Origin of the sequence: Rhizobium sp. K102, assembly GCF_022385315.1 — a bacterium.
GTDB lineage: Bacteria > Pseudomonadota > Alphaproteobacteria > Rhizobiales > Rhizobiaceae > Rhizobium > Rhizobium croatiense.
On sequence record NZ_CP092432.1, the window covers coordinates 80,625 to 95,551 of the forward strand.

A 14,927-nucleotide genomic window follows, 5' to 3' on the forward strand; every position below is an offset into this window, starting at 1 on the left:
TCCAAAACCGATTCAGACTGCGCGTTCAATTCAAAACTGAAGATTAGACGTGTGCTTTTAATGGCACTGGATTTGCAAGGACACGGGCGGCGTGCGGCCATAGGTATCGCTTCCATTCGTGATAGAGAGGCGCGGAGGTTAGTCTTGAAACGAAGAGATTTTTCGACTGTTGGGCTCACTGCTCTTCTCGCCGGGATCGTATTCCCGGCTTTTCCCAGCACCGGATTCAGTGAGCAGCGAAAGCCGTCCATCCCCGCACTCCCTGATCAGCGGAAACTTTGGAGTTGGATCAAAAGGCTCAACAGTTTCGGCCCCCGATTGACCGGCAGCCCGGCGCAAGCACGGGCAATCGATTATCTTGCTGGTGAGTTGAGAGGGATGGGCCTTGAGGTGAAGCGCGATCAACTCACGATGCGCCGGTGGATGCCACGAACCACCGCGTTCAAACTGTCAAATGGTGAAGTAATTGAGGTAGCGGCGCCGTTCCCGTATTCCGGGCTTACACCTCCCGGCGGTATCTCGGGTAAGATGGTTCTTTTCAACGGTCGGGTTCAGGCGTTTGAGAAAGCCCGCAGCAAAATTGCGGTGGTGACGGTAAAGCGTCGGGATCTGGCGGCATTCCTCGAACTGGTGACCAATCGACGCGGCAGCCTGCCGGAAGGCATAGACTTTCCCAAAGCCGTAACCACGCCGCTTATCACCGGTTTGCTTGGCGTACCGATCGACAAGGCGCGTGAAGCAGGGGTTTTAGCCGTCGTTTGCATTTTCGAAGGCGTCTCGGAAGTGCAGTTGAAGGGGCAGGTGCTGCCATTCACCACACCGTATTGGGGCTTACCTGCAATATGGGTGGCGCAATCTGAAGGAGAGCGGATCAAAGCCGCGAGCAAGCACGGTTTGAGCGGTCGCCTGACCTTGGATGGCACGTTGGAAGACGTTGCGACCGATACGATTTATGCGGTTTTGCCGGGCTGCAACCTGCTTGAGACAATCATCATCAACACCCACACCGATGGACCTAATGCGTGCGAAGAGAACGGCGGTGCTGGGGTACTCGCTCTGGCGCATTATTTCTCCTCGCTACCGAAATCTGCCCGCAACCGGAGCCTCGTCTTCGTACTCGTCACGGGTCATTTCCAGCTTCCCCAGTTCGGCCGCCACGGGAATCAGGCGACGGCGACCTGGCTCGAAATGCATCCAGAATTGTGGGACGGCAAACCCGGCCATGCTAAAGCCGTTGCAGGAGCTACGATTGAGCATCTTGGATGTACCGAGTGGCGAGATGACTTTGCAAAAGGGCACCCCGCGCCCACCGGGAAGCCGGAACTCGATTTGATCTATACCAGTAATAAGTCGATGAGTGACGTGTACATCGCTGCCGCACGCGGGCGCAAAAAGGTACGCGCGCTGATAGTCGCCCCAGCGGCGGCGCAGGTGATGTTGGGCGAAGGACAGCCATTATACGCATCAGGAATTCCGACGATATCAAGCTGTCCGATACCGGACTATCTTTGCCAGGTCTTGCCGGGCGGAGGCTTGGACCGGCTCGACCCTGATTACGCCTTTCAGCAAGTCGAAACCTTTGCCCGCACGGTCGACTTGCTCGACAGGATGCCGCGTGGTGAGATCGGAATCGTTCCGTTTAACCTGTCCACTGTTATCGGTGATCTGCTGTAAACCTGACCAACACTAACGCCAGCGAAAATGGCGGTGTCACGCGGTCGGCACTTTAACTGGCGCCGAGGATCATCTGGCTGTTCACGATAGTGCCGGGTCATAGCCGTCCCATCTGGGCACGCTTCGTCATGCATCAGATGACCGGCCTGCGTTTCCACATCGCGGCCTTCGAGGCTCTCGGCGGCGCTCCGCGGGAGTGCTTTGCGACCGGATGAAGACTGCCGTCATCGGTGAGCGTCAGACAGAAGGCATCGTCTATAACCGTGCCACCACCAGCCTTAGCCCCAACCAAAGCCACGCGGACGGCCGCTGAAACATCCTAGTTGGTGGGATCCCACACCGCAGGCGAATCCATCACCTCCTGTCCTCCGATAGTCTCCAACGAGCTGGGAGAAACTGCTGATCCAGGCTGAATGAAGACTTTGTGTGGCTTTCCCTGGCGACGAGCTTGCTGCCCCCTCTCCCGGCGTAGCTGGCTGACCCAGTGCTTGGCATAGACATTGCAGGGGATGAATGCGGCGGTAACTCGTTGGGGTCGGAAGTCGTCAAACTGCTTTCCTAGGCGTCGGCATTGCCTACCGAGCACCTCGCCAGACGGAAGCACGATCGATCTGGCACGTATGTATGCGTACGGGATCATAACCATAGAGGAGTTGAAACGATGGCGGATATTCTTACATCTCTAAACCCGCTCCGGTGGATTGAAGCGCCATCCACGGAACTGGACAGCCAAGTGACCCAAAGTCTATTCCCGATGTTCCAACGCTTGGCGGCAGCGGGCGCTGAAACCGCTAAAATTCTGCAGGTTGCCTTATTGCGCCGCGTGCAAGTCATGTGCGACACCCACTCTACCCGCCAGGGAAAGCTCTTTACTGAGGCCGAACGTCTTGCCGAGAGTCTACGCGAGGTGCACGGCAATGGGAATTTGGGCCACGCTTGGGCGGAATACCTGCGCGACGCTAGTGAGCGCGCCATATTGTGCATGGATCTTCTCCGACAGCGCGGCGACATCTTCCTCGAACATGAAGCGGCAGGCTGTCCGCCGGTTTTCTTCTGCGACTACGAGACAGTTATGGATGGAAACGATCTGCCCTTGAAATCCAATTACGTGTTACTTCGAATGATCCCGCCCCAAGGTGTTAACGTCGATGACACGAAGCGCCCCTTCATAATCATTTGCCCGCGCGCCGGACATAGTCCCGGCGTCGGTGGCCACAAAGAAGACAGCCAGGTCGGCGTGGCGTTCCGGGAAGGTCACCCGGTTTATTTGGTGTCCTTCCGCCGAGAGCCAGAGGGGGGGGCAGTATCTCTCTAATGTCACGTATGCGGAAGCGGCCTTTGTTCGTGAGGTCATGCGCCTGCATCCGCTTGCCCGCCTTCCAGTCGTAGTCGGCAACTGCCAAGCTGGCTGGGCTACCCTTCTGATGGTTGCGACAAATCTCGACTTAGCTGGCCCGATCATCCTCAACGGATCGCCGGTGACACCTACCTCGGGAAATATCGGCGAAAATACCCTCCGCTACATGGCGGGCCTCTTCGGGGGAGCTTGGATAACCATGTTTTTGTCAGATCTGGGCGGAGGCATCTTCGACGGCGCCCATCTCGTACAGAATTTCGAAACGCTCAATCCCGAGCGCCAGTTATTCATGAAGTATGTCGAACTGTTCCGAGATGTGGATGCGGCGAGCGAAGCCTTCCTTAAGGCTGAGAAGTGGTGGGGCGGCTTCTGCCTGATGCGGGGAGACGAGATCCGCTGGATAGTTGAGCACCTCTTTGTTGGTAATCGACTGGCGCACAACAAGGCGTATGGGGAGCCGGACCGGCGGCATTTCGACCTTAAGAAGATCAGGGCGCCTATTATCATATTTGCCAGTCATGGCGACAATGTAACGCCGCCGCAGCAGGCGCTGAATTGGATCCCCGAAATCTATGACAACGAGGAGGAAATCCGCCTTCTCGGCCAGCACATTATTTATATGGTACACAACGACGTCGGTCACCTCGGTACATTCGTTTCCTCGAGAGTAATCAACAAAGAATACAATGAGGTTGCAAGCACGCTCGAGGCAATTGAGGCGTTGTTGCCTGGCCTTTACGAGATGCGCATCACGGACATTCAAGAAGATGCTGGACACAAGAGCTATAGTGTTGAACTGATCGAGCGCACCTTCGAGAATATCCGTGAGTTTAACGACGGCCATGACGATGGAGGTCCCTTCGCTGCCGTCGCCCGCGTCTCTGAACTGCAAGCGCAGATCTATCACACAGTTGCCCGCCCCTTTGTGCAGGCCGCGGTCACAGACATCTCAGCAGACGCCAGCCGAATGTTCCATCCAAAGCGGCTGGAGCGATCGCTGCTGTCTTCTCAGAATCCGATCATGGTTGGCTATAAGTCAATTTCAGAGCAGGTACGGAACTCCCGGGCGAACGCAGCAGCGGAAAATCCTTTCCTGGCTGCGGAAGCGCTCTATTTCAAGGCTGTCGAACAGGCGATCGTGGTCATGCGCGACTGGCGCGACATGGGTTATGAGCTCGCGTTTCACATGATCTGGAACAACCCCTGGCAGCGATATTTTGACAATCCCCACGAAGCATACCGCAAAGGGACGACACTTGACGATATGAGATGGCAGCCGGACATCGCCAATGCGCTCAGGAGGATCGCGATCGGCGGACTCGCCGATGCCATCATCCGTATGGTCGTACTCCTGGTGAGCGATCGTGGCGGGATCCGACGCGACCGCCTGGCGCGCTGGTCACGGGTGCTGACCGAGGACGAGCCCTTCCGCTCACTAAGCGCTGATCATTTGGCCGAAATCACTCGCGTGCAGACGGCTATCGTCACCTTTGAGCCGGAGCAAGCAATCGAGACGCTGCCGCTGTTGCTAACGGAACCGAGGCAACGGCAACTCGCTTATGCAGCCGCTTGCTATATCCCGGGCTCCAGGGCGGAGATGTCATCGAGTACTGTTGCCATGCTACAGCGCTTCGCGGACGTGCTTGGCCAGCCATCGATCGTCGATGTGATTGAGGATCCGCTGGCAGTGACATAGTTTGTTCGTAGAGTAGCGTCTCGATCTCACCGAATCACATAATTATTGGTTTTCGCTCGTTGGTCACGGAGGCGCTTGAAACAATTCCATCGCAAATCCAGCCAGGACCGCAGATCGGAAAATTGCCATTGGACATCCGTCCTTTACAACGCAACGATGCCGTAATCCGGTTCAGTGATCGGGCCGGCAGAGGGCGGATTGAAACTGTGGAGGAAGGCTCTCGTCATAGGGCTGGCGCTCGCTGCAAATCATCGTGATCGAACGCACTGGCCATACGGTTGATCTCGGCTGACCGCGCACCGACCGCCTTGGCGGTCTCGCGCCACCTTGCGGTGTCGCGACTTCCTTAATGATCGCGCGAGCCTCGGCGAGCGTTAGGGCGTAGAGCCCTGCAGGTTCTTCCAGCAGGTCAAGGGAGCAGGTGCCTTCATCAAGATCAATGTTTGTCGTCAGCGCGCGCGCCTTGACATCCGTAGGCACTGGATTGAGGTCATAGGCAGGGGACAACGACCAGCTGGCTTTATTGAGCCACAGAAAGCCGTGATTTTTCTCCCCAGCTCAGAGCTAGAGCGGGCTGCAGCGAGAAGCGGCCCGGGTCCTCGAGCCAGGCACGATCATACTCAAACACGATTGTTTCGGCACCACGGGCGCGATTGCTCCGGGCCAGATGGGACGTGTGCGGCCGTGAAGGTCGAGATGAACTTCGAAATCAGCCATCGCGTGACGATCCCGGTGATCGCCTTGGGTGAGCGTGCTTGGGCAACTCTGCATTGGCCAGAGACTGGCCGACGCTGTCGTCACCGATGTCGGCGACTTGGCTCAGCCCATCTAGCAGGCCGAGTGCCTGGAGGACGCCTGCATAGATGCCGATGCTGACATTGGTGTCGCCGGCCTCGATCTTTTGAAGCGTTGAGCGTGAGGTGAAGGCACGTTCGGCTACTACCGCCATAGGCAGGCGGCGACGTCGACGTGGATGTCTGCGCCCAGTTTGCGCAACGCGCGCCGCACCCGGAGGGTTGTGAGGTGTCGGAATTTGTCACCTTCGCACTACAGATTGCACTAGATATGTAGCACGAAGGTTACAATTTTTCAAGAGAGATGGTCAGAGAGAAAAGTGGTTAGAATGGGAATTGCGGATAGCGCAAGTACGAGCCAGGCTGGCAGGCGAAGAAAGATGGCGGATCTTGAGGCGCTCAAGATCGATGCCGCCTCCGGACCGGAGGCGCGATCGGAACCACTATCGTCTGCTGATGCGGCTTTTGCCGATTGCCAAGCTGCACCCGGCCGTTAGTCGAACGGGTGCTCCTGGAAGATGCGGTGGTGTCGGTGACCGTGGACACCTCGTCGATCAGGGTCGCAACGTGGCTGGTTTTGAGAAATCGGCGGGCGGACATTGTCGGCCATCAGGACACCAATTGAACTAGGCCATTTGGACTAGAATTTCCACTTATGGCGCGCCAACCGATCGGTTCCTCATGGATCGGGAAGCCGACCTCTACACAGCGGGCTCAATCCTCGAGAATAGTTGCTAATGACCGCTCATCAGACAATCTGATTGAAAGTTCCCCGCGAAGCAGCCATATATTTAGCTCAAATTCATTAGTGCTACGTAGGACATTGATCATGGTAGATGTGGAGCTGCAGGTCGCTCGGCAAAATGCCTCTCTTCGAGTGCAAGTCGAAGAAAGGCTCAGACAGGCTATTGCGACGGGCAAGTTCAAGCCGGGGCAAAGGCTCGTCGAGCGCGAGCTTTGCGAAATGATCGGCGTGGGTCGCACGTCCGTCCGTGAAGCGCTTCGGCAGCTTGAGGCAGAGGGATTGATCACAAGCTTCCCCCACAAGGGTCCAGTTGTCAGTATCATAACCTATGAGGAGGCCGCTCAGCTCTACACCGTCCGCGCGCTGCTCGAGGGGTTTGCTGGTCAGCAGTTCGCCGAAAATGGAACGGCGGAAGATATTGCCACTTTGCAAGATGCCGTTAGAGAATTCGAAGCGTCGGCGGAAAGCGGCGTGGGACACAGGCTCATCGCTGCCAAAAACGCCTTCTATGACTGCTTGATGGATGGCAGCAAAAACGTCTTCGTCAGGCAAATGCTAACATCGCTGCACAACCGGATCAATCTTCTGCGCATGACTTCGATGACACAACCGGGGCGCCTCAAACATAGCATTGCAGAAATCAAAGAGATTGCCGAAGCGATCCAAAATCGCAACGGACCCAGGGCTGCGGCCGCTTGTAAGCACCACATTGATATGGCTGCGAAAGTCGCACTCGAGTACCTGCGCAACAACACCTCAGGCTGATGCCATAAGATTTTCCGAAAATTGACAGATTGTCTGATGCTGGAGGTGGCCGGGTGTAATTAAATCCTTCAGGCACGGTGCTTTTGACAACGCAACAACCTCTCTGGTGTCCATCGGACGATAAGATGGGTGCTGCTTGCACGTCATTTTAAGTGAGGTGATTGAAGAAGCGACGGCAAAATTGGCGTCGTAGCGAGGGCGCGCCGGCCCAAGCATGAATTTTCCGATTGACAGATTGTCTGATAGGTCGTTAACTACTCCTCACTAACGGAGGTAGCTGATTGTGCTTGCCTCACATTCGGGAGCGGGACGTTGTCACCACGAAAAAATCTGCGCGTCGCCTTTATTGGTCTCGGCGCAATGGGCGGGCCGATGGCACAACATCTGTTGTCGGCTCAATTCGAAGTCACTGGCTTTGATCTATCGGCCGAGGCTAGGGAAAGGTTCGCGGCCGTCGGCGGCGTTCCGGCAGAGACGGTAGCGGAAGCATTCAATGGGGCCGATGTTGCGGTTACCATGCTTCCCAACGGCAAGGTTGTTCAAGACGCGCTCTTCAAGGATGGGGCCTGGCAATCCCTGAGTGCTGACGCGCTTGTCATCGACATGAGCTCATCGGCGCCCAATGATACTCGTGAGCTCGCAGAGCGCTTGCATCAGAAGGGCTTGCGGCTGGTCGATGCTCCCGTGTCAGGCGGAGTGAAGCGAGCCGTCGAAGGCTCTCTTACTATCATGGCAGGCGGTGCTTCTGACGATATCGATCAAGCTGATCCCATCCTGTGCGCCATGGGCGGCCAGATTTTTAGGACAGGCCCGATCGGCTCAGGGCACGCCATGAAAGCCATCAACAATTTCGTATCGGGAGCCGGGGTTCTGGCAGCTATCGAAGGCGTTCTTCTTGGCCGAACGTTTGGTCTCGATCCTAGAACGATCGTCGATATTCTCAACTCGTCGTCTGGCAAGAACAACGCAACAGAAGTGAAGATGAAGCAGTTCATCCTCTCGGAGACTTTTGGCTCTGGTTTTGCTTTGGGGCTTATGGCGAAAGACATTAGGATTGCAGCGGACTTGTCGAAGGCGCTCAATCTCCAGCTGCCGACATTGGCCGGTACCGCTGATGCCTGGGATGCTGCTCGGCATGCTTTAGGCCCCGATGTCGACCATACGAAAATTGCGCAGTTCGTGAAAGATCAGGCCTGACCGCGAAAAACTACGCCAAACTGACAGTTGAAAATTGTCTGATAATCTGTCAAATATGATGAAGGGAGCGAAACCCAATGGCCACTTTGGACAGGAAAGATAAGGGGTCTAAGGCCGGCGAGCGAACAGCTCCATCGGAGCAGTTCAAGCGCGGACTTGCTACTCGTCGGCAGGTGATGGGGGACGCTTACGTTGATGCGGCCCTCGGAAAGGCGACCGACTTCACCTGGCCGATGCAGGAACTCGTCACCGAGTATTGTTGGGACAATATCTGGAACCGACCTGGCCTCGACCGTCGCGCTCGATCGATCCTCAACCTTGGAATGATAGCGGTTTTAAACCGACCGCACGAGCTCAGAGGCCACATCCGCGGCGCCATCAACAACGGTGTTACGAAACAGGAGATCCAGGAGATCTTCCTTCAGGTGGCTATCTACGTTGGTGTGCCAGCAGGCATCGACAGTTTCAGGCATGCCCAGGAAGTATTCACCGAAATGGGCATTTGAGAATGTGCTGTCCCGTGAGGGGGCATGTACAACATGCGCGGAGTTCTCAGCGCTTATCAACAAGGGAGGAGCCTAAAATGGCGATAGATCTCAAGAAATTCATAGAATTCGTGCGGGAGGATTTCGAGTTCAAGCGCGAAACTCGTTATCTTAACGGTATATTAAAATGCGATTTCCCTACCCGCAGTGTAGCGCTTCATTTCGAGGACGGTACGTTGCTAAAGGTGGAAGAGGCCGAATACGACGACGACAAGTGCACTATCGTCATACGCGGGACCGGTTCACAGTGGGAGGCGCTGCTTCAGCACAAACCCTTGCCGTTTTATCAGTGCTTGCAGTCATCAAACATCAAGCATGGCCTCTACCTTAGCAGTAACAACGAAACCTTCGCGTATCTGCCTGCTCTCAACCGCATGACCACCCTGATGCGCAATGCCCGTTCTGAAGGAGCAGCAGCATGACCAAGTTTGACCCCATTATCGGCCGTTATCTCTATCTCACCGTAGAAGGTATCGAGTACCGCGTCTATTACGAAGAAGCGGGCCAGGGGATTCCGCTTCTCGTCGGTCATACGGCAGGGTCCGACGGTCGCCAATACCGTCATATGCTTTGCGATTCCGACGTGACGAAAAATTTTCGCGTCATCGCGTTCGATCTGCCGTATCACGGCAAGTCCCTTCCCCCCTACGGCGTTCGCTGGTGGGAGAAGGAATACAACATGACCAAGAAGTTCATGATGGACTTCCAGCTCGAACTCTCAAAAGCGCTCGACCTAGACCGCCCCGTTTATTTGGGCAGCTCCATGGGCGGCCATCTCGCGATCGACCTGGCATCGAACTATCCGGACAACTTCCGCGCCACGATCTCGGTCGAAGGTGCGTTGCGCTCGGCGGCGGAGTACGTCGACGTCGGTATGGCTGGCATCCGCAGGGAGTTCGACAATCCAAACGTCAATCGCACCTCCATCGGTGCGGCGATGATGCTGAATATCTCACCGTACTCGCCAGAAGCGAATGTCCGTGAAATCCAGTGGGAATACAGCTGCGGTGGACCGGGAATCTTCGCGGGTGATCTTTATTACTACTACTACGACCACGATGTGTCGCCAGAAGAAGCCAGCAAAATCGATACGTCGAAATGTATGCTATACTTCCTCACGGGCGAATACGATCCAAACACGTCCCCGGCCGATACCAAGATTGCTGCAGACCTGGTCAAAGGCTCCAAGTTTTGGACAATGGAAAAGCTCGGACATTTTCCCGTTACTGAGGACTATAGCGAGTTCCGGAAGTATCTGTTGCCGATTCTTGAGGAGATCCAACAGTCATCAGCAGCCCGGTCTAAGGTTGCCTGATCCTTTTCTCGGGAGGAGAACTTCAATGAGGTGCATTCTGAATGTCACACTTGGGGCGCTGATCTCGGTTAGCGCCCTGGCGACAACCGCTTACGCGGATGGTGTCGATCAGCTACCGGCTACAGAAAAGAAGATCTATGAAACTGTAGATCCGCAGATTCCATTGGGGGCGAGCGCCTACAAAGACTTCAAGCCCAAAAAGGGTCCTCCGTGGAAGATCGGCTATGCAAGCAGCTACGCTGGCAACACCTGGCGAGCCGCAGCTCTCGATGCGGTCATGAGCGATCTTTTACCGCGATCAAAGGCTGCGGGCCTGGTGTCTGATGTCGTGGTCACCCAGTCGGATCTTAAAGACGCCGTTCAGATCCAGCAGATGCGTCAAATGGTGGACGAAGGCGTCGATGCAATCATCATCTGCTGCTCGAACGTCACGGCTCTTAATCAGACGATCGAATATGCCTACAAAGCCGGTGTGCCGGTGTTCTCATTTTCGGGCTACGTGACGTCGCCATACGCCATCAATGGCGCGGCCAATCACGCGCAGGGCGGTGCCGAGATGGCGACGTGGCTGGCGGAAAAAATAGGAAAGAAGGGCAATATCCTTCTCGTTTCTGGTATTCCCGGTTTCGCTTCTTCGGACAGCTTTGACAAAGCGGCTAAGGAAGCACTTGCTAAGTACCCCGACATAAAGATCGTCGGTGAAGTTGCAGGGAAGTGGACCGACCAGGTGGCCCAGGTCGAAGTTCAGAAGTTTCTTGCGACGAACCCGACGAAGATTGATGGGATCCTCACGCAGGGGGCCCAAGAGAACGGCGTTCTCAACGCAATGCTGCAGTCAGGTCGAGACATGATCCCGATTACTCTCGGGGGGAAGCTTCCGCCGCGTGCTACTGGCGCAAGAACCCCGAGTTTGTGGACAGGAGTTTCCATATTTGGCCGCCGCGTCGCGAGATGCAACAGATGTGGGAGATCATGCTCCGCACATTGGAGGGACAAGGCCCTAAGGTTCAGTCCTTCCTTCGACCCGTCTTGCCTTACACCATCGATGAAGTCCGCGCGGCGATACCAGAAGATTGCGACTTGAACTCGACAGACTTCGTGGAGCCCAAGGCGGACGGGTGGTTTCCTGCTGCGATTGCTGCAGACTACTTCGAACGCCCGGCTGATCCCTGGAAGCCTGTGTCGAAGTGAAACTGTTCTGCCCGGTGGGTCTTGCCACCGGACAGAAGTTTCTCTTGTGGGAGGACCGCCTCGCGCGGCCGTTGGGATTAGAGGATCTCCGATGCAAAACCAAACTACGATCAAGTTGATCAATGTTGCCAAGTCTTTCGGCGAGACTAAGGCCTTAAAGAAGTGTGATTTTGAAGCCCGGGCCGGAGAAGTGCACGCCATCGTCGGAGAGAATGGAAGTGGCAAAAGCACGATGGCGAAGATCATGTCTGGAGTGTTGCACCCAGATTCCGGGAGCGTTTCGGTCCTTGGAGAAGAGATTTCGACTCCGACTGACGCCAAGCGCATCGGGCTGACAACGATCTTCCAGGAAGTGCTGGTGGCCGACGAGGCCAGTGTATTGGAAAACCTGTATGTCGGGCGCGACGGCATCTTCCGCTCGCAGGGCGGCAGTGGTCGGCGTACCGAGGCTGAGGAGATCCTGAAACGCCTCGTCGGCAAGCCCGTGGATCTCGATCAGAACGTTGGGGCATTGCCTCTGAGCGTCAAGCAATGGATAGTTATTGCGCGAGCGGTCTTGCGCAGGCCGAAGGTCCTCATCCTCGATGAATCGTCTGCGGCATTAGACCTCGATTCCACGATCCGCCTCCACGAGGAAATTGATCGTCTCCGTAGGGAAGGTGCGACCGTGCTGATCGTAACGCATCGGATCGCTGAACTTGTCCGCATCGCCGATCGAGCCACGATCCTTCGCGACGGCGTCACCATTGGTACGCTCGAGAAGCATGAAATAACTGAAGAGAACCTGCTTTCAATGATGACGCCCGCGGACCGAAACGCAAGCGACGCGAAGGCGTACGAATCAAAGCAAGTAGGCGCCGCCGCGCCGGCCGTGGTAGCGGTAAGAGACCTCGTTACTCACAGCGCGGCAGCGCCCTTCGATTTCGATCTACCGAAAGGAGCGATCATCGGTGTTGCAGGACTCGACGGGCAGGGGCAGGACGCTTTCGTACGCGCCGTTGCGGGTATCATCCAGCCTTTTGGTGGTAATGTCCAAGTCTGGTCATCCAGCACCGAGAGAATGAAAAAGGTCGCATCGCTCGAAGACGCTACCAAAGCAGGAATCTCGTATATTTCCGGCGACCGCAAGCGTGAAGGTATCTTCCCTCAGCAGAGCATCTTCGAAAATCTTGCCATCGGCGTCTATCGCAAGAACCTCGGTCCTCTTGGTATAATCAATAAGGCCGGCCTCAAACCCATGTTCAAACGCGAGGTGGATCGGCTCCGGATTAAGATTGGAAGTCCGGCGAACAAGATCACCTCACTGTCGGGCGGAAATCAGCAAAAAGTTTTGATCGGCCGTGCCTTTGCAAACGAACCGTCCGTCATCGTCCTTAACGATCCCGCTCGCGGTGTCGACCTCGGAACGAAGCGCGATCTCTACCGCGAACTGCGCCTGTTCACGGAGAAGGGTGGCAGCGTGATTTATCTATCAAGCGAAATTGAAGAGTTCATCGGCTTTGCGGACCGCGTCGACGTCTTCTTTGCTGGAAGGCTTTTCCGGTCGCTAGCAGGCGAGGACATAGCGGAAGAGCCAATCTTGGCCGCAATGTTTGGAAAATCGCCAAACGCCTCCATCGAGTTCGATCTGGAAAGGACTGCATGATGTCTGGAATCGCATTCCGTCAAATCACCCAGGACCGTTCCCTCTTCGTGCCGGCCGGCCTATTCATTGTCCTTTTGGTCGCCGTTGCCCTACGCGGACACGGGCTATTCACGAACAACGGCCTCGCAGGTGCAATCCTTGTCGCCACGCCCTTGATTCTAACGGCGCTTGCCCTCACCCCCATTGTCATGGCGGGTCGTGGAGCAGTGGACCTTTCAGTTGGCCCCTTGATGGGGTTCATCAACGTTACCCTTATTACCTGGCTTGTGGGTAACGGAATTACCAACCCTATCGCAGTGATAGTATGGGCAGTCGGCCTGGGAGCGGCATTCCAGCTACTCCAGGCGCTGGTTATCATTTATGTGCGTGTCGCTCCGATAATCGTTACGCTGTCGGGTTTTCTTGTCCTCTCCGGGTTGAACCTGATGGTGATGTCCCGACCGGGTGGAGTCGCGCCCGACTGGATGCTTAGCTGGGGGGCGGGGACCGACATCATGTCACCTGTTTTGCTGTTGCTGGTTGCAGCGTATGCATTATGGCTCCTTCTCAGGGGGACTATGTTTTACCGCAACCTTCGCATGACGGGTGCGGATGAGCGCATGGCGTATACGAGCGGCGTTCGAGTGGACGCAGTCCGCATCATCGCCCACGTTGTTGGTGGAGCATTCGCTGGACTTGCCGCCCTCAGCTACACGGCGCTGATCTCCTCTGGTGATCCGACGCAGGGCAGCACCTACACCCTTCAGGCTGTTACGGCCCTGGTTCTCGGAGGTGCGAGCCTCTCCGGTGGTCGTGGTGGAGCACTTGGATCTACGCTTGGCGCGATCAACATGTTCCTCATCTCCTATCTCCTCTCCACCTTCAACTTCGGCACGGTTTCGGGGTTCGTTACCCAGATGGCATTCGGCTTAATCCTCGTCGGATCACTTCTCGTGAACGTCTTTGTCATCAGTCGCCGCGCGGTTGTGTAAGGAGCAAGATAATGGTCGCGACAGTTATGAATTCCGAAATCAAATCGGCTCAGAAGTCTAACCCGCTCAAGGCTCATCGGAGCATCGTCATTGGCTTTGTTCTTCTGGCCTCTCTCTTAGCACTCGGTGCATTGCTGGTCCCCGGCTTCGTATCATCCCAAAACGCGCGTTCAATCCTTCTTCTCGCAGCGTTTCTGGGGCTTGCCTCCATTGGCCAGACCCTGTGCGCTCTGGTCGGTGCGCTCGATCTTTCGATACCATATATTATTGGAGGCGCGAACATCCTCCTTCCCAGCCTTATGGTCGCAGGTATTCCCGCTCCCCTCGCGATGCTGGTTGTCATGCTCCTCGGTGCGCTTGTCGGGGCCGCCAATGGCGCCCTGAGCTTCCGTCTCCAAGGGCAAGCGCTGATCATGTCGCTCGGAGTTGGCTTCGCGGCCGTCGGTGCGGTCCAGATCTACACCTCACTCGGCTCGGCGTTTGGTGGTACAGTGTTTGCTCCGGTACCCGAATGGCTGAGGAACATTTCGGCGTTCAACGGAAAGTTTTTCGGCCTGTCGCTGCCTCCGGTCATCGTGATCTGGGCTATCGTCGCCATCGCGCTTGGATGGTTCATGTACAACACCTGGTTTGGCCGCAGCATTTACGCCGTCGGCGGAAGCCGGACGGCGGCCGCCCGCCTCGGAATCTCCGAATTCAAGGTCTGGACCGTCATCCATAGCGTCAGCGGTGCCATGTCTGCAATCACGGGCATGCTGCTACTAGGGTTTTCCGGTGGTGGCTTCGTCGGCGTGGGCGACCCTTATCTTTTCACCACCGTAGCAGCGGTGGTGATTGGAGGGACGTCGCTTCTTGGTGGGGCGGGCGGCTATGGCGCGACAGTGCTCGGTGTTCTTGTCCTGACTGTACTGACCTCGCTTCTAGTTGGCCTCGGACTGAACTTTCCGGCGCAGCAGGCTGTCGTCGGTCTGCTCATCGTTCCGATGGTCGCGATATACGCACGGTCACCACACATTCGAAATCAGATATGAT

At 56.2% G+C, this 14,927-nt stretch carries 11 protein-coding genes and 4 pseudogenes; 13 read left to right on the forward strand and 2 right to left on the reverse strand.

The window, feature by feature from the left end:
* The first annotated feature begins 144 nt into the window (after positions 1-144).
* From MHI61_RS00420 to MHI61_RS00430, 4 genes and pseudogenes are all read left to right on the forward strand, one after another.
* The gene (locus MHI61_RS00420) at positions 145-1,674 is read left to right on the forward strand and encodes a hypothetical protein (RefSeq protein WP_032984914.1); all 1,530 of its coding nucleotides are present in this window, start codon (positions 145-147) and stop codon (positions 1,672-1,674) included.
* Between the two features lie 65 nt (positions 1,675-1,739).
* Positions 1,740-1,936, forward strand: a pseudogene (locus MHI61_RS00425) (IS21 family transposase); the annotation flags it as partial.
* 399 nt (positions 1,937-2,335) lie between these two features.
* The gene (locus tag MHI61_RS32555) at positions 2,336-2,989 is read left to right on the forward strand and encodes a DUF3141 domain-containing protein (protein ID WP_245279716.1); all 654 of its coding nucleotides are present in this window, start codon (positions 2,336-2,338) and stop codon (positions 2,987-2,989) included.
* The gene (locus MHI61_RS00430) at positions 2,883-4,727 is read left to right on the forward strand and encodes a DUF3141 domain-containing protein (RefSeq protein ID WP_245279715.1); all 1,845 of its coding nucleotides are present in this window, start codon (positions 2,883-2,885) and stop codon (positions 4,725-4,727) included. The genes MHI61_RS32555 and MHI61_RS00430 overlap by 107 nt, the downstream gene beginning before the upstream one ends.
* Positions 4,728-4,950: 223 nt before the next feature.
* Here MHI61_RS00430 and MHI61_RS00435 read toward each other — a convergent pair.
* Together MHI61_RS00435 and MHI61_RS00440 are read right to left on the reverse strand one after the other, a co-directional pair.
* Positions 4,951-5,276 (reverse strand): annotated as a pseudogene (locus MHI61_RS00435) (HipA domain-containing protein); the annotation flags it as partial.
* A gap of 160 nt (positions 5,277-5,436) precedes the next feature.
* Positions 5,437-5,760: pseudogene (locus MHI61_RS00440) on the reverse strand (helix-turn-helix transcriptional regulator).
* A gap of 590 nt (positions 5,761-6,350) precedes the next feature.
* Between MHI61_RS00440 and MHI61_RS00445 the strand changes: the two are divergent.
* From MHI61_RS00445 to MHI61_RS00485, 9 genes and pseudogenes are all read left to right on the forward strand, one after another.
* On the forward strand, positions 6,351-7,031 hold the full coding sequence (locus tag MHI61_RS00445; protein WP_004668612.1) for a GntR family transcriptional regulator: 681 nt from the start codon (positions 6,351-6,353) through the stop codon (positions 7,029-7,031).
* A 312-nt stretch (positions 7,032-7,343) separates the two neighbouring features.
* On the forward strand, positions 7,344-8,228 hold the full coding sequence (locus MHI61_RS00450) for an NAD(P)-dependent oxidoreductase (RefSeq protein WP_004668614.1): 885 nt from the start codon (positions 7,344-7,346) through the stop codon (positions 8,226-8,228).
* Positions 8,229-8,305: 77 nt separating this feature from the next.
* Positions 8,306-8,734 (forward strand): carboxymuconolactone decarboxylase family protein, encoded by a 429-nt coding sequence (locus MHI61_RS00455; protein WP_004668619.1) that lies wholly within the window; start codon positions 8,306-8,308, stop codon positions 8,732-8,734.
* 77 nt (positions 8,735-8,811) lie between these two features.
* Positions 8,812-9,195, forward strand: coding sequence for a hypothetical protein (locus tag MHI61_RS00460; RefSeq protein ID WP_004668622.1), 384 nt, complete (start codon positions 8,812-8,814; stop codon positions 9,193-9,195).
* The gene (locus MHI61_RS00465; RefSeq protein WP_004668623.1) at positions 9,192-10,088 is read left to right on the forward strand and encodes an alpha/beta hydrolase; all 897 of its coding nucleotides are present in this window, start codon (positions 9,192-9,194) and stop codon (positions 10,086-10,088) included. The genes MHI61_RS00460 and MHI61_RS00465 overlap by 4 nt, the downstream gene beginning before the upstream one ends.
* 25 nt (positions 10,089-10,113) lie before the next feature.
* Positions 10,114-11,279 (forward strand): annotated as a pseudogene (locus tag MHI61_RS00470) (ABC transporter substrate-binding protein).
* Positions 11,280-11,370: 91 nt separating this feature from the next.
* Entirely contained in the window at positions 11,371-12,924 is a 1,554-nt protein-coding gene (locus tag MHI61_RS00475; protein WP_004668627.1) for a sugar ABC transporter ATP-binding protein, read from the forward strand.
* Positions 12,921-13,895 (forward strand): ABC transporter permease, encoded by a 975-nt coding sequence (locus MHI61_RS00480; RefSeq protein ID WP_008534336.1) that lies wholly within the window; start codon positions 12,921-12,923, stop codon positions 13,893-13,895. The genes MHI61_RS00475 and MHI61_RS00480 overlap by 4 nt, the downstream gene beginning before the upstream one ends.
* An 11-nt stretch (positions 13,896-13,906) precedes the next feature.
* A complete protein-coding gene (locus MHI61_RS00485) occupies positions 13,907-14,926 on the forward strand; it encodes an ABC transporter permease (RefSeq protein ID WP_004668632.1) in 1,020 nt (339 codons plus the stop codon).
* The last annotated feature ends 1 nt before the right edge of the window (position 14,927 follow it).

What these genes read in the sequence shown, in the direction of transcription:
- MHI61_RS00480 (WP_008534336.1), top strand. Translation starts at nt 12,921, where the DNA reads ATGATGTCTGGAATCGCATTCCGTCAAATCACCCAGGACCGTTCCCTC.
- MHI61_RS00460 (WP_004668622.1), top strand. Translation starts at nt 8,812, where the DNA reads ATGGCGATAGATCTCAAGAAATTCATAGAATTCGTGCGGGAGGATTTC.
- MHI61_RS32555 (WP_245279716.1), top strand. Translation starts at nt 2,336, where the DNA reads ATGGCGGATATTCTTACATCTCTAAACCCGCTCCGGTGGATTGAAGCG.
- MHI61_RS00465 (WP_004668623.1), top strand. Translation starts at nt 9,192, where the DNA reads ATGACCAAGTTTGACCCCATTATCGGCCGTTATCTCTATCTCACCGTA.
- MHI61_RS00445 (WP_004668612.1), top strand. Translation starts at nt 6,351, where the DNA reads ATGGTAGATGTGGAGCTGCAGGTCGCTCGGCAAAATGCCTCTCTTCGA.
- MHI61_RS00475 (WP_004668627.1), top strand. Translation starts at nt 11,371, where the DNA reads ATGCAAAACCAAACTACGATCAAGTTGATCAATGTTGCCAAGTCTTTC.
- MHI61_RS00455 (WP_004668619.1), top strand. Translation starts at nt 8,306, where the DNA reads ATGGCCACTTTGGACAGGAAAGATAAGGGGTCTAAGGCCGGCGAGCGA.
- MHI61_RS00485 (WP_004668632.1), top strand. Translation starts at nt 13,907, where the DNA reads ATGGTCGCGACAGTTATGAATTCCGAAATCAAATCGGCTCAGAAGTCT.